Source organism: Pseudomonas defluvii (genome assembly GCF_001695625.1).
Lineage (GTDB): Bacteria > Pseudomonadota > Gammaproteobacteria > Pseudomonadales > Pseudomonadaceae > Aquipseudomonas > Aquipseudomonas defluvii.
Genome location: NZ_MBPN01000072.1, coordinates 13,720 through 27,933 on the forward strand (window position 1 = coordinate 13,720; position 14,214 = coordinate 27,933).

Consider the following 14,214-nt stretch of genomic DNA (forward strand, 5'->3'; position numbering starts at 1 on the left):
GACCTTTGTCTCATCCACGGTTTCGGATCCTCCTTTATGACCACCCAGCGCATTGCTTTTCTCATTTGGCCCAGCACCAAGGCCCTGACCCTGGCGCTGGCTGAGGAGGTCTTGCAGGTTGCCCAGAAAGTGCACCCTGAGGTGGTTTATGAGTTGCGTTTCCTGCAGGCGGAGGTGCCTGTCGAAGGCGCTTGGCGTTTGCCGGGCGAGCCTTGGGCGGGGCGTCTGGAGGGCTGTCACAAGCTCTTTCTGCTGGCGGATGAGCCGCCTCAGGCCATCAACTCGGCGTTGGGCAGCGCGCTCAAGCAACTGGTGCGCGCAGGGTGTGTGATTGGTGGCTTGTCTGCCGGTATCTACCCGTTGGCCATGCTGGGCTTGCTCGATGGTTACCGCGCAGCTGTCCATTGGCGCTGGCAGGATGATTTCAACGAGCGCTTCCCCAAGGTCATTGCGACCAGTCATCTGTTCGACTGGGACCGCGACCGCCTGACCGCCTGCGGTGGCATGTCTGTCGTGGATCTGCTGCTGGCGGTGCTTGCGCGTGATCACGGTGCGGAGTTGGCCGGCGCGGTCTCCGAAGAACTGGTGGTTGAGCGTATCCGTGAGGGCGGTGAGCGCCAGCGTATCCCGCTGCAGAATCGTTTGGGTTCAAGCCATCCCAAGCTGACCCAGGCGGTGCTGTTGATGGAGGCCAATATTGAAGAGCCGCTGACCACTGACGAAATTGCGCAGCATGTATGCGTATCTCGTCGGCAGCTAGAGCGTATCTTCAAGCAGTACCTGAACCGTGTTCCTAGCCAGTACTACCTGGAGTTGCGGCTGAACAAGGCGCGGCAGATGCTCATGCAGACCAGCAAATCGATCATTCAGATTGGTCTGTCATGCGGCTTCTCCTCTGGGCCGCACTTTTCCAGCGCCTATCGCAATTTTTTCGGCGCAACGCCGCGTGAAGATCGCAACCAGCGTCGCAGCAGCAGCCCCTTCGAGCTTTCTTCTGTGCCCGCCGAACGCGGTTGACCCTGCAGTGTTGCCTCGGCAGTAAGCCACTCCCTTTATAGCCACCTCTCGGTCAATGTGCGGCGACAGCATCGGTTCGGTTGTCGCCGGATCGAGTGTGCGTAGCGCCTGGACCGTTGGCGTGGAGCCGCTCCCGTGAAACAGGTTGTCGCGCTGATGCGCACGCCCGGAAATTTCTCCATCTGCCCTTGAAGCGGAATCTCCCCGTCGACAGCTCGCACCGTTTAAACTGCGCCTTTGCGACCCTATTTGTCGCATTGCCGAAAGCCTTGTTAAAACAGGGTTTGGCGCTATAAGAAGTTGTCGCTTGGCGGCAAGGACAGGCGCCAATCTCTCCTTACAATCCCCCCATCGCTCGCCAGTTTCAGGCAGGCGTTCCTCTTCAGGAGACTCCGATGTCCGTTGAGCAAGCTCCGGTGCAACGCGCCGATTTCGACCAGGTAATGGTTCCCAACTACGCACCGGCGGGTTTCATTCCCGTGCGCGGCGCGGGCTCCCGAGTCTGGGACCAGGCGGGCCGCGAGCTGATCGACTTCGCGGGTGGTATTGCCGTGAACGTCCTGGGGCATGCCCACCCCGCACTGGTTGCTGCGTTGACCGAGCAAGCACAAAAGCTGTGGCACGTGTCCAACGTCTTCACCAACGAGCCGGCGCTGCGCCTGGCGCGCAAGCTGGTCGATGCTACCTTTGCTGATCGTGCGTTCTTCTGCAACTCTGGCGCCGAAGCCAACGAAGCAGCCTTCAAGCTGGCGCGCCGCGTTGCTCATGATCGTTTCGGCCCTGAAAAGAACGAAATCATCGCGACCGTGAACAGCTTCCATGGCCGTACCCTGTTCACCGTGAGTGTGGGCGGCCAACCGAAGTATTCCGATGGTTTCGGGCCGAAGATCACGGGTATCAGCCATGTGCCGTACAACGATCTGGAAGCACTGAAAGCGCAAATTTCCGACAAGACCTGCGCCGTCGTCATCGAGCCTGTGCAGGGCGAGGGCGGTGTGTTGCCAGCCGACAAGGCGTACCTGCAAGGTGCTCGTGAGCTGTGCGACAAGTACAACGCACTACTGGTATTCGATGAAGTGCAGACCGGCATGGGCCGCTCCGGCGAGCTGTTTGCCTATATGCACTACGGCGTCACCCCGGACATTCTTTCCAGCGCCAAGAGCCTGGGCGGTGGTTTCCCGATCGGTGCCATGCTGACCACCGAAGAACTGGCCAAGCACCTGGCTGTCGGTACCCATGGCACTACCTACGGCGGTAACCCGCTGGCCTGTGCGGTCGGTAATGCCGTCATCGATATCATCAACACCCCTGAAGTGCTCGGCGGCGTGAAAGCCAAGTCTGATCGCTTCAAGGCGCGCCTGGAGAAGATCGGCCAGCAGTACGGCATCTTCACTGAAGTCCGTGGGCTGGGCCTGCTGCTCGGTTGCGTATTGTCCGATGCCTGGAAAGGCAAGGCCAAGGACGTGTTCAACGCGGCCGAAAAAGAAGACCTGATGATTCTGCAAGCCGGTCCCGATGTGGTGCGCTTCGCGCCAAGCCTGGTGATCGAGGATGCCGACATCGATGCTGGCCTCGACCGCTTCGAGCGTGCTGTTGCCAAGCTGACCCAGGGCTGATTGCTCTCTGTTCGCTGGCCCTTGCGGGCCAGCGAAACTGATTTCCGCAGCCTGTGCACTTCGCACGCGCTGCTTTTTTCGTGCCGACGGCTGTCGGCCTGTTTTCCCCGAAAAGGAGTGACACCATGCTGGTGATGCGCCCCGCGCAAATGGCTGATCTAGGCGAAGTACAGCGTCTGGCTGCCGACAGTCCCATTGGTGTCACGTCCCTGCCGGACGATGCCGCACGTTTGAGCGACAAGATTGCCGCCTCTGAGACCTCCTTTGCCGCTGAAGTCAGCTTCAATGGCGAAGAGAGCTACTTTTTTGTGCTGGAGGACACCGCCACCGGCAAGTTGGCCGGTTGTTCGGCGATTGTGGCGTCGGCAGGCTATTCAGAGCCGTTCTACAGCTTTCGTAACGAGACCTTTGTTCACGCCTCGCGTGAACTGAAGATCCACAACAAGATTCACGTGCTGTCGCAGTGTCATGACCTGACCGGCAACAGCCTGCTGACCAGTTTTTATGTGCTGCCGGAGTTGGTGGGAACGGGATGGTCCGAGCTGAACTCTCGCGGACGCCTGTTGTTCATGGCTTCTCACCCTGAGCGTTTTGCTGATTCGGTGGTTACCGAGATCGTCGGCTACAGCGATGAACAGGGCGACTCACCGTTCTGGGATGCCATTGGACGTAACTTCTTTGACCTCAATTATGCCGAGGCCGAGCGCCTGTGCGGCTTGAAGAGCCGGACGTTCCTGGCCGAGCTGATGCCGCATTACCCGATCTATGTGCCGCTGCTGCCGGATGCCGCGCAAGAGGCCATGGGCCAGGTTCACCCGCGTGCGCAAATCACCTTCGACATCCTGATGCGCGAAGGTTTTGAAACGGATCACTACATCGACATTTTCGACGGTGGCCCAACCTTGCATGCGCGGGTTTCGGGTATCCGTTCGATCGCCCAAAGCCGCGTGGTGCCTGTGCGTATCGAGGAACAGGTGGCCAAGGGTGGGCGCCCGTATCTGGTTTCCAACGGCCAGTTGCAGGACTACCGCGCCGTATTGCTGGAGCTGGACTGGGTGCCTGGCAAGCCAGTCAGCCTGACGTTTGAAGCGGCCGATGCCCTGGGTGTTGGCGAGGGCGCCAGCGTGCGCCTGGTTGCGGTTTGATGCCTGCGGTTTGATAACCGAGTACCCAGGTCGAGTTTTGCGGCGGGCCATAGGCCGCCGCCCGAGGAGATAGCATGATCGTTCGTCCCGTACGCAGCAGCGATTTACCTGCGCTGATTGAACTTGCGCGCAGCACCGGTACCACAGGCTTGACGACCTTGCCGGCCAATGAAGAGCGATTGTCACACCGGGTAGGTTGGGCTGAAAAAACCTTCCGTGGTGAAGCCGAGCGGGGCGACGCGGACTACCTGTTCGTGTTGGAGAACGATGCGGGCGAGGTGGTCGGCATTTCGGCTGTCGCCGGCGCAGTTGGCTTGCGCGAACCTTGGTACAACTACCGGGTCGGTCTGACCGTCAGCGCTTCCCAGGAGCTGAACATCTATCGGGAGATTCCGACGTTGTTCCTGGCCAACGACCTGACCGGCAACTCTGAACTGTGCTCGCTGTTTTTGCGCAGCGACTACCGTACCGGCCTGAATGGTCGTCTGCTGTCCAAGGCGCGCATGTTGTTCATCGCCGAGTTCCCAGAGCTGTTTGGTAACAAGATCATTGCCGAAATGCGTGGGATGTCCGACGCCAATGGCCGCTCGCCATTCTGGGAGAGCCTGGGTCGACATTTCTTCAAAATGGAGTTCAGTCAGGCGGATTACCTGACCGGCGTAGGCAACAAGGCCTTCATCGCCGAGCTGATGCCCAAGTTTCCGCTCTACACCTGCTTCCTTTCGGAGGCAGCGCGCAACGTCATTGGTCGTGTGCACACCGACACCGAGCCGGCGCTGGCCATGCTCAAGAGCGAAGGTTTCAGCTACCAGGGGTATGTCGACATCTTTGACGCGGGCCCGGCCATTGAATGTGAAACCCGCAAGATTCGTGCTGTGCATGACAGCCAGGCGCTGGTGCTGGCAATCGGCACGCCGGGTGACGACGCCACCCCATACATTATCCACAACCGCAAGCGTGAAGACTGCCGCATTGCCGCAGCGCCTGCTCGTCTGGCCGCCGGCACCCTGGTGGTCGATCCACAAACCGCTAAGCGCTTGCGCTTGAACGCTGGCGATCAGGTCCGCGCCGTACCCTTGTCCGCCCGGGAGGCCCAATAAATGACTACCCATTACATTGCTGGCGCGTGGTTGGCAGGTCAGGGCGAGGCCCTGGAGTCGCACAATCCGGTCACCCAACACGTGATCTGGAAGGGGCGGGGCGCTACCGCCGAGCAAGTGGGCGAGGCCGTCAAGGCGGCGCGCCAGGCGTTTCCCGGCTGGGCCCGGCAATCGCTCGACGCCCGTATTGCGGTACTTGAAGCCTTTGCTGCGCGCTTGAAGGCCAATGCCGACGAATTGGCTCGCTGCATCGGCGAGGAAACCGGCAAACCGCTTTGGGAGGCGGCTACCGAAGTGACCAGCATGGTCAACAAGGTCGCCATCTCGGTGCAGAGCTACCGTGAGCGCACGGGCGAAAAAAGTGGCCCGCTGGCCGATGCCACCGCCATACTGCGACACAAACCCCATGGCGTGGTGGCGGTATTTGGCCCCTATAACTTCCCGGGCCACCTGCCGAATGGACACATCGTGCCAGCGCTGTTGGCGGGCAATACCGTGGTGTTCAAGCCCAGCGAGCTAACCCCGAAAGTGGCCGAACTGACCGTCAAGTGCTGGGTCGAAGCCGGCTTGCCTGTGGGCGTGTTGAACCTGGTTCAAGGCGCTAGGGAAACCGGTGTCGCGCTGGCGGCCAATCCGGGTATCGATGGTTTGTTCTTCACCGGTTCCAGTCGAACCGGCAATCTTCTGCATCAACAGTTTGCCGGTCGCCCGGACAAGATTCTTGCTCTGGAGATGGGCGGGAACAACCCGCTGGTGGTCGATCAGGTACAAGACCTGGACGCTGCGGTGTACACCATTATCCAGTCTGCGTTCATCTCTGCTGGCCAGCGCTGCACGTGTGCCCGTCGCTTGCTGGTACCGCAAGGTGCGTGGGGGGATGCGCTGCTGACACGCCTGGTGGCGGTTTGCAAAACCATTTCGGTGGGGGCTTTCGACCAGCAACCGGCACCGTTCATGGGGTCTGTAATTTCCCTGGGCGCGGCCAAGGCGCTGCTTGATGCACAAGCCCAACTGCTGGCTAACGGCGCGGTGTCGTTGCTGGAAATGATTCAGCCACAGCCCAATGCGGCCTTGTTGACGCCAGGTATTGTCGATGTGACGTCGGTGGCCAATCGTCCTGACGAGGAGTTCTTTGGTCCGCTGCTGCAAGTGATTCGCTATGCCGATTTCGATTCAGCCATCGCCGAAGCCAACAATACCCAGTATGGGTTGGCTGCCGGCTTGCTGTCGGACTCCGAGGCGCGCTACCAGCAATTCTGGCTGGAAAGCCGTGCGGGTATCGTGAACTGGAACAAGCAGCTGACCGGCGCTGCCAGCAGCGCACCGTTTGGTGGAGTGGGTGCCAGCGGCAACCACCGCGCCAGTGCCTACTACGCGGCCGACTATTGTGCTTACCCGGTGGCTTCGCTGGAGACCGCCAGCCTGAGCCTGCCTGCAACCCTGACGCCCGGCGTCTCCCTATAACAACAGGTCCATGGAGTCTTGCCGATGAAATCCTTTGAAGTGAATTTTGATGGTCTGGTAGGCCCGACGCACAACTATGGCGGTCTGTCCTATGGCAACGTCGCGTCGCAGAGCAACAGCCAGCAGGCCTCCAACCCCCGCGAAGCGGCCCGTCAGGGTTTGGCGAAGATGAAAGCCCTGATGGAAATGGGCTTTACGCAGGGTGTATTGGCACCGCAGGAGCGTCCGGATGTGGCAGCGCTGCGTCAGTTGGGCTTTGTTGGAACCGATGCCCAGGTGATCGCCCGCGCGGCCAAAGAAGCCATGCCGTTGCTGGTGGCATCCTGCTCCGCTTCGAGCATGTGGGTCGCCAACGCCGCAACCGTGAGCCCAAGTGCCGACACCGCCGATGGTCGTGTGCATTTCACTGCAGCGAACCTCAACTGCAAGTATCACCGCAGCATTGAGCACCCCACTACCAGTCGGGTGTTAAGCGCCATGTTTGCGGATCAGCAGCACTTCGCGCATCACGCTGCGTTGCCGGCTGTCAGCCAGTTCGGCGACGAAGGCGCAGCTAACCACACTCGTTTTTGCCGTAGCTACGGTGAGCCTGGCGTCGAGTTCTTCGTGTTCGGTCGCAGTGCCTTTGATACCCGCTACCCCGCACCGCAGAAGTACCCGGCACGTCAAACCCTGGAGGCCTCGCAAGCGGTCGCTCGTTTGCATGGCCTGAGTGAAGAGGGTGTGGTCTACGCTCAGCAGAATCCTGCAGTAATCGATCAGGGTGTGTTCCACAACGACGTGATCGCTGTGGGTAATGGTGAGGTGTTGTTCTACCACGAGGATGCCTTTCTGAGCACCGATGCGATGCTCGCCGAACTGCAAGCTAAACTGGCTAAACGAGGCGGCAACTTCAAAAGTATCTGCGTGCCGCGTGCTCAGGTGTCTGTAGAGGATGCAGTCCGTTCGTACTTGTTCAACAGTCAGTTGTTGTCGCGTGCCGATGGCTCGATGCTGCTGATCGTGCCTGAAGAGTGCCGCAATAACGAGCGCGTCTGGGCGTACCTGTCGGCGCTGACCAGCCAGGGAGGCCCGGTTACAGAGGTCAAGGTATTCGACCTCAAGCAGAGTATGCAGAACGGGGGTGGCCCGGCGTGCCTGCGCTTGCGTGTCGCGCTCAATGAAACGGAACTGGCGGCGGTCAATCCAGGCGTTATCATGACGGCGCCGCTGTATGACACGCTGACCCAGTGGGTTGACAAGCATTACCGCGATCGCTTGAGCGAAAGCGATCTGGCCGACCCGCAGTTGCTGGTGGAGTGCCGTACGGCGTTGGATGAGCTGACCCAGATTCTGAAGCTGGGCTCGGTCTATCCATTCCAACTTGAACCTTGAGAGAGAATTCGATTATGTCCGACGCCCTGCAGCTGATCCTCGAAGACGATGACGGCACTCAGCTGGAAACCTCCTGCACCCGCTTTGCGGTGGTCTGGCAAGGCAAGGAGGTATGGATTCAGCAGGATGGCCGCGGTCAGTTGCTGATCGGCGTCGACGTCGAAGAAGACGACGCCGAGTACGCCAACCTTCTGCTGCGCCCGCTGGCCACTAACCTGGTCAGCCTGCAACTGGAAATGGAACCGGCCGATGCCGGTGAAGACGACGATCACGTCCACGGCCCAGACTGCGGACACCATCACTAAGGACACGGCCCATGCTCGCCCTCGGCAAACTGCTTGACCTGACCCTGGCCGGTCGTGAACCGGCGGAGAAGACTCAGACGACTGTCGAGGGCGTGCGTATGCGCTGGCTCGGCGAAGGTGCACTGGAAGTGTGTCCTCCCAAGGCTCGCGACAATGGCATGGACCTGCTGCTTTCAGCGGGTATTCACGGCAATGAAACAGCCCCCATCGAGTTGCTCGATGAGTTGCTGCATGGCATTGCCCGCGGTGACATCAAGCCGCGCGTACGGATGCTGTTTCTGTTTGGTAACCCCGAAGCTATTCGTCGCGGCGAGCGTTATATCGAGCAGGACGTCAATCGCCTGTTCAATGGGCGCCATGAGTTATCCAGTGGTACAGAAGCCCTGCGTGCCGGCGAGCTCGAGCGCTTGGCTGCGACATTCTTTAGCGTGCCGGGACGTATGCGTTTGCATTACGACCTGCATACCGCGATCCGAGGTTCGAAGATCGAGCAGTTTGCGCTGTATCCCTTCAAGGAGGGCCGTCAGCACTCGCGTCGTGAGCTGGCGCGCTTGCGTGCTGCGGGTATGGAGGCGGTATTGTTGCAAAGCAAGGCCTCCGTTACGTTCACGGCCTATACCTACGAGCAACTGGATGCTGAGGCATTTACGTTGGAGCTGGGCAAGGCGCGACCGTTTGGTCAGAACCAGCAGGTGAACCTGCAGCTGTTGGAAAAGCGTCTTAAGCAAATTATCGAAGGTGACGAGCCGAGCGCAGAAGGCGAGCTGCTTGATGGCTTGCAACTGTTCAGCGTTGCTCGCGAAATCATCAAGCACAGCGACAACTTCCACCTGCACCTGCCTGCCGATATCGAAAACTTCTCCGAACTCTCCAAGGGCTACCTGTTGGCCGAGGATCTGGCCGAGACGCGCTGGATTGTGGAGGAAGAGGGGGCTCGTATCATTTTCCCGAATCCCAAGGTCAAGAATGGCCTGCGTGCCGGCATTCTGGTTGTGCCAACCACGCCGGATCAACTGGGCTGACCGGGCGTCGCTAGTATCAGGTTCGTGCTGTTGCCAGTGGCGCCGGCCCCGCAGATGGGCGCCGGCGTTCGAGTTGGCGGGTGGATTATACGGCGCGTTTTTGCGGTACTTCGTTGCGGCGAAGCGCGCGCAGCTTCTGCAGGGTGTCGGCACAGGTCTTCGCGGCCTCGGCACCCTTCACCAGGAAGTGCTCGAAGTAGAAGGTCTGGTGTTCGTCGCCCGCGTGGAAGTGGTGCGGCGTCAGTACCACCGAGAACACCGGTACTTCGGTTTCCAGTTGAACCTGCATCAAGCCGCTGATCACCGACTGTGCCACGAATTCATGCCGGTACAGGCCACCATCGACCACCAGGCCTGCAGCCACAATGCCGGCATAGCGGCCTGTGCGTGCCAGCAGCTTGGCGTGCAGCGGGATTTCAAATGCGCCGCCGACTTCGAAGAAATCGATGTCGCCAGGTTGATAGCCGTGATTGCCCATCTCTTCGACAAAGGCCTTGCGTGCCTGGTCGACAATATCCTTGTGCCAGCAGGCCTGAATGAACGCGATACGTTCCTGAGGATGGCTCTTGCTATCGATTGCAGTGGGTTGCATTAAAACGGACTCCTGTTTGTATGAGAAACAGGGCATCTGGATCGAAAGGGATAGTCGGCATGCAGCTAGGCAGCCGTAGGCACGCATGTGCCTATCCCGTTCTCTCTTTATCCGGACTATGACCGTCGGCCCCGGAATCACACCGGGTCTGCTGACCTTGCAGTGGTGCTGCAAGCGCTCGCGGGCTATGCGCATTCAGCGCAATTACCGCCGGTGGGGAATTGCGCCCCGCCCTGAGAACGTCGCCGTCAGCGGCTGACGGCAGCGGATTATTAGCACAGTTTTCCGGGAAACGTATAGCCTGCTAATGATATTGACGCCTATGAAAGACATTTCATCCGAGAACCCTTGCCAATTGGCGGGGCGATCCTCCGTAATGCCTTGTCAGTAGGGGAAATCAGGCTTTAGCATCCCGGGCATGCTTGGCGGAGGTAATTTTGCCGCTTTTGTTTGTCATTGCCGTTACAGGTTGTCCAATTGACGGCTTCTATCGCATAAACACACTGTACCCAGGCCTTAGGCCCGATATAATGCGGCCCTTTGCCGTCGTTTCGTCAATTTGACGCAAGCATTTGCCTCTGGCCGCCGTTTCCGTGGAAGAACCTATGAAAAGCGCAGAAATCCGTGAAGCCTTCCTTCGCTTCTTCGAAGAGCAGGGACATACCCGTGTCGCGTCCAGCTCTTTGATTCCGGGCAACGACCCGACCCTGCTGTTTACCAACGCCGGGATGAACCAGTTCAAGGACTGTTTCCTGGGCCAGGAAAAACGTGCCTATACCCGAGCTGTGAGCAGCCAGAAGTGCGTACGCGCCGGCGGCAAGCACAACGACCTGGAAAACGTCGGCTATACCGCACGCCACCACACGTTCTTTGAAATGCTGGGTAACTTCAGCTTTGGTGACTATTTCAAGCGCGATGCAATCACCTTTGCCTGGAGCTTCCTGACCTCGGAAAAATGGTTGAACCTGCCCAAGGAGAAACTGTGGGTAACGGTCTACGCCAGCGACGACGAAGCGTATGACATCTGGACCAAAGAGGTCGGTGTTCCGGCTGAGCGCATGGTTCGTATCGGTGACAACAAAGGGGCGCCATACGCGTCCGACAACTTCTGGACCATGGGCGATACCGGCCCGTGCGGTCCTTGCACCGAGATCTTCTACGATCACGGCCCGGAGATCTGGGGCGGTCCACCTGGCTCGCCGGAAGAAGATGGTGACCGTTACATCGAGATCTGGAACAACGTGTTCATGCAGTTCAACCGTACTGCTGACGGCGTCCTGCACCCGCTGCCTGCGCCGTCTGTTGATACCGGTATGGGCCTGGAGCGGATCAGTGCGGTCATGCAGCACGTTCACTCCAACTACGAGATCGACCTCTTCCAGAGCCTGCTTGCCGCATCGGCCAAGGCGATCGGTTGCAGCAACGACGCCCAGCCTTCACTCAAGGTTGTGGCCGACCATATTCGCTCCTGCGGGTTCCTGATCGCCGACGGTGTGTTGCCGTCCAACGAAGGTCGTGGCTATGTATTGCGGCGTATCATTCGTCGCGCCTGCCGTCACGGCAACAAGCTGGGCGCCAAGGGCAGTTTCTTCTACCAGATCGTGGCTGCGCTGGTGGCCGAGATGGGCGAGGCCTTCCCTGAGCTGAAGGCGCAGCAGGCGCATATCGAGCGCGTCCTCAAGGCGGAAGAAGAGCAGTTCGCCAAGACGCTCGAGCAGGGCTTGAAAATTCTCGAGCAGGACCTGGCTGAACTCAAAGGCAGCGTGGTACCTGGTGACGTGGTATTCAAACTCTACGACACCTACGGGTTCCCGATGGACCTGACGGGCGATATCGCTCGTGAGCGTAACCTGACCCTGGATGAGGCTGGCTTCGAGCGTGAGATGGATGCTCAGCGTGAGCGTGCGCGTTCTGCAAGCGCCTTTGGTCTGGACTACAACAGCCTGGTCAAGGTTGATGTAGCCACTGAGTTTACCGGCTACACCACCACCGAAGGCAATGCCACTGTCGTAGCCCTCTATAAAGATGGCCAGGCGGTTGAGCAGTTGGCTGAAGGCGAGCAGGGCGTTGTGATTCTGGATACAACCCCGTTCTATGCCGAGTCCGGTGGCCAGGTGGGTGACACCGGTTACCTGCTGGCCGGCAGTGCACGGTTTGATGTGCGTGATACCACCAAGACCGGTGGTGCGTTCCTGCATCATGGTCAGGTTGCCAGCGGCAGCCTGAAGGTCGGGGAGCAGGTTCAGGCTCAGGTCGATGCCGATGTGCAGCATGCCACCTCGTTGAACCACTCCGCGACGCACTTGCTGCATGCGGCGCTGCGTCAGGTGCTCGGCGATCACGTACAACAGAAAGGCTCGCTGGTTGATAGCCAGCGCCTGCGTTTCGACTTCAGCCACTTCGAGGCGCTCAAACCTGAGCAGCTCAAGGCGTTGGAAGACATCGTCAACCGCGAAGTGCGCAACAACTCCGAGGTGCAAACCGAAGAGACCGATATCGACACCGCCAAGAAGAAGGGCGCCATGGCGCTGTTCGGCGAGAAGTATGGCGACAGCGTGCGGGTGCTGAGCATGGGCGGCGATTTCTCCGTCGAACTGTGCGGCGGTATCCACGCCAAGCGTACCGGCGATATCGGCCTGCTCAAGATCATTAGCGAAGGTGGCGTAGCCTCCGGTGTGCGTCGTATCGAGGCGGTCACCGGTGCTGCTGCGCTGGCTTACCTGAACGCCGCCGAAGAGCAGCTCAAGGAAGCCGCGCAACTGGTCAAGGGCAGTCGTGACAACCTGATCGACAAGCTCTCGGCTGTGCTTGAGCGAAACCGTCAGCTGGAAAAGCAACTGGAGCAGTTGCAGGCCAAGGCCGCCAGTGCTGCGGGCGACGACCTGTCGAGCGCAGCCGTCGACGTCAAGGGCGTCAAGGTGCTGGCTGCGCGTCTTGATGGCCAGGATGGCAAGGCGCTGCTGGCGCTGGTCGATCAGTTGAAGAACAAACTCGGCCGCGCAGTGATCCTGCTCGGCAGTGTCTATGAGGACAAGGTCGTACTGGTAGCGGGTGTGACCAAGGACCTGACTGGCCAACTCAAAGCCGGTGATTTGATGAAGCAAGCCGCTGCGGCGGTGGGCGGCAAAGGGGGTGGGCGTCCGGACATGGCGCAAGGCGGCGGTGTCGACGCTGCTGCGCTGGACGGCGCACTGGCCCTGACCGTGCCATTCGTAGAGCAGGGCGTCTAAGACGCGAAGCGGCCCGTCGTCTAGTGGCGGGCTGTTGATTGATTGTTTATTGGGTGCCCTTCACGGGCTGAGGCGGCTTTGAAATGGCGTTGATCGTACAGAAATTTGGCGGTACCTCGGTCGGCACAGTCGAGCGAATCGAGCAGGTTGCCGAGAAGGTCAAGAAATTCCGCGAAGCCGGCGATGATCTGGTGGTTGTACTGTCGGCGATGAGCGGCGAAACCAATCGCCTGATCGATCTGGCCAAGCAGATCAGCGATCAGCCGGTTCCACGTGAACTGGATGTGATCGTCTCCACGGGTGAGCAGGTGACCATTGCCTTGCTGGCCATGGCACTGATGAAGCGCGGCATTCCTGCCGTGTCTTACACCGGTAACCAGGTGCGGATCCTCACTGACAGCGCGCATAACAAGGCGCGCATCCTGCAAATCGATGATCAGAAGATTCGTGCCGACCTCAAGGCTGGCCGTGTCGTTGTGGTTGCTGGTTTCCAGGGTGTCGATGAGCACGGCAACATCACCACCCTCGGGCGTGGTGGTTCCGATACCACTGGCGTGGCCCTGGCGGCTGCACTGAAGGCTGATGAGTGCCAGATCTACACCGACGTCGATGGTGTCTACACCACTGACCCGCGTGTGGTGTCCCAGGCTCAGCGGCTGGACAAGATCACCTTCGAAGAGATGCTGGAAATGGCCAGTCTCGGTTCCAAGGTGCTGCAGATCCGTGCCGTCGAGTTCGCCGGCAAGTACAACGTCCCGCTGCGCGTGCTGCACAGCTTTCAGGAGGGTCCGGGTACCCTCATTACTATTGATGAAGAGGAATCCATGGAACAGCCGATCATTTCCGGCATCGCCTTCAATCGCGATGAAGCCAAGCTGACCATTCGCGGCGTACCTGATACCCCAGGCGTTGCTTTCAAGATCCTCGGTCCTATCAGTGCCGCGAACATTGAAGTCGACATGATCGTGCAGAACGTCTCGCACGATAACACCACCGACTTTACCTTTACCGTGCACCGTAATGACTATGCCAAGGCGCAGCAGGTGCTGGAAAACACGGCCCGTGAAATCGGCGCCCGTGAGGTAGTCGGTGATACCAAGATCGCCAAGGTGTCCATCGTCGGTGTCGGTATGCGTTCACACGCCGGTGTTGCGAGCCGCATGTTCGAAGCGCTGGCAAAGGAGAGCATCAACATTCAGATGATCTCCACTTCCGAGATCAAGGTCTCTGTAGTTATTGAAGAGAAGTACCTGGAACTGGCTGTGCGTGCACTGCACACGGCCTTCGAGCTGGACGCCCCCGCCCGCCAGGGTGAGTAAGGCTCCTGCCTAAAAAGGGCGCGGCATGGC

The 14,214-nt window shown here is 59.5% G+C and carries 11 protein-coding genes and 1 riboswitch; of the genes, 10 read left to right on the top strand and 1 reads right to left on the bottom strand.

Annotated elements, in window-relative coordinates; genetic code table 11:
* Positions 1 to 36: 36 nt before the first annotated feature.
* The 8 genes from argR to astE all read left to right on the top strand — a co-directional run bounded on the left by argR (position 37) and on the right by astE (position 9,043).
* Positions 37 to 1,017, top strand: coding sequence for a transcriptional regulator ArgR (gene argR, locus EKA13_RS18275; RefSeq protein ID WP_065760741.1), 981 nt, complete (start codon positions 37 to 39; stop codon positions 1,015 to 1,017).
* A gap of 395 nt (positions 1,018 to 1,412) precedes the next feature.
* On the top strand, positions 1,413 to 2,633 hold the full coding sequence (locus EKA13_RS18280; protein WP_065760742.1) for an aspartate aminotransferase family protein: 1,221 nt from the start codon (positions 1,413 to 1,415) through the stop codon (positions 2,631 to 2,633).
* A gap of 125 nt (positions 2,634 to 2,758) precedes the next feature.
* The gene (aruF, locus tag EKA13_RS18285; RefSeq protein WP_065760743.1) at positions 2,759 to 3,778 is read left to right on the top strand and encodes an arginine/ornithine succinyltransferase subunit alpha; all 1,020 of its coding nucleotides are present in this window, start codon (positions 2,759 to 2,761) and stop codon (positions 3,776 to 3,778) included.
* A 74-nt stretch (positions 3,779 to 3,852) separates the two neighbouring features.
* The gene (gene astA, locus EKA13_RS18290; RefSeq protein ID WP_065760744.1) at positions 3,853 to 4,878 is read left to right on the top strand and encodes an arginine N-succinyltransferase; all 1,026 of its coding nucleotides are present in this window, start codon (positions 3,853 to 3,855) and stop codon (positions 4,876 to 4,878) included.
* Complete coding sequence (gene astD / locus EKA13_RS18295) at positions 4,879 to 6,342, top strand: succinylglutamate-semialdehyde dehydrogenase (RefSeq protein WP_065760745.1); 1,464 nt, start codon at positions 4,879 to 4,881, stop codon at positions 6,340 to 6,342.
* Between the two features lie 24 nt (positions 6,343 to 6,366).
* A complete protein-coding gene (astB, locus tag EKA13_RS18300; RefSeq protein WP_065760746.1) occupies positions 6,367 to 7,716 on the top strand; it encodes an N-succinylarginine dihydrolase in 1,350 nt (449 codons plus the stop codon).
* A 14-nt stretch (positions 7,717 to 7,730) separates the two neighbouring features.
* Positions 7,731 to 8,021: a topoisomerase II gene (locus tag EKA13_RS18305; protein ID WP_065760747.1), complete on the top strand. Its 291-nt coding sequence runs from the start codon at positions 7,731 to 7,733 to the stop codon at positions 8,019 to 8,021.
* A gap of 11 nt (positions 8,022 to 8,032) precedes the next feature.
* Positions 8,033 to 9,043, top strand: coding sequence for a succinylglutamate desuccinylase (gene astE / locus EKA13_RS18310; RefSeq protein ID WP_065760748.1), 1,011 nt, complete (start codon positions 8,033 to 8,035; stop codon positions 9,041 to 9,043).
* Positions 9,044 to 9,128: 85 nt separating this feature from the next.
* On the opposite strand, the gene EKA13_RS18315 is transcribed toward astE, so the two are convergent.
* On the bottom strand, positions 9,129 to 9,635 hold the full coding sequence (locus EKA13_RS18315; RefSeq protein WP_065760749.1) for a 6,7-dimethyl-8-ribityllumazine synthase: 507 nt from the start codon (positions 9,633 to 9,635) through the stop codon (positions 9,129 to 9,131).
* A 94-nt stretch (positions 9,636 to 9,729) separates the two neighbouring features.
* A riboswitch (FMN riboswitch) is annotated at positions 9,730 to 9,880 on the bottom strand.
* 360 nt (positions 9,881 to 10,240) lie between these two features.
* On the opposite strand from EKA13_RS18315, the gene alaS reads away from it, so the two are divergent.
* Both alaS and EKA13_RS18325 read left to right on the top strand, forming a co-directional pair.
* On the top strand, positions 10,241 to 12,865 hold the full coding sequence (gene alaS / locus EKA13_RS18320; RefSeq protein ID WP_065760750.1) for an alanine--tRNA ligase: 2,625 nt from the start codon (positions 10,241 to 10,243) through the stop codon (positions 12,863 to 12,865).
* Between the two features lie 83 nt (positions 12,866 to 12,948).
* Positions 12,949 to 14,184: an aspartate kinase gene (locus EKA13_RS18325; RefSeq protein ID WP_065760751.1), complete on the top strand. Its 1,236-nt coding sequence runs from the start codon at positions 12,949 to 12,951 to the stop codon at positions 14,182 to 14,184.
* Positions 14,185 to 14,214: the final 30 nt, after the last annotated feature.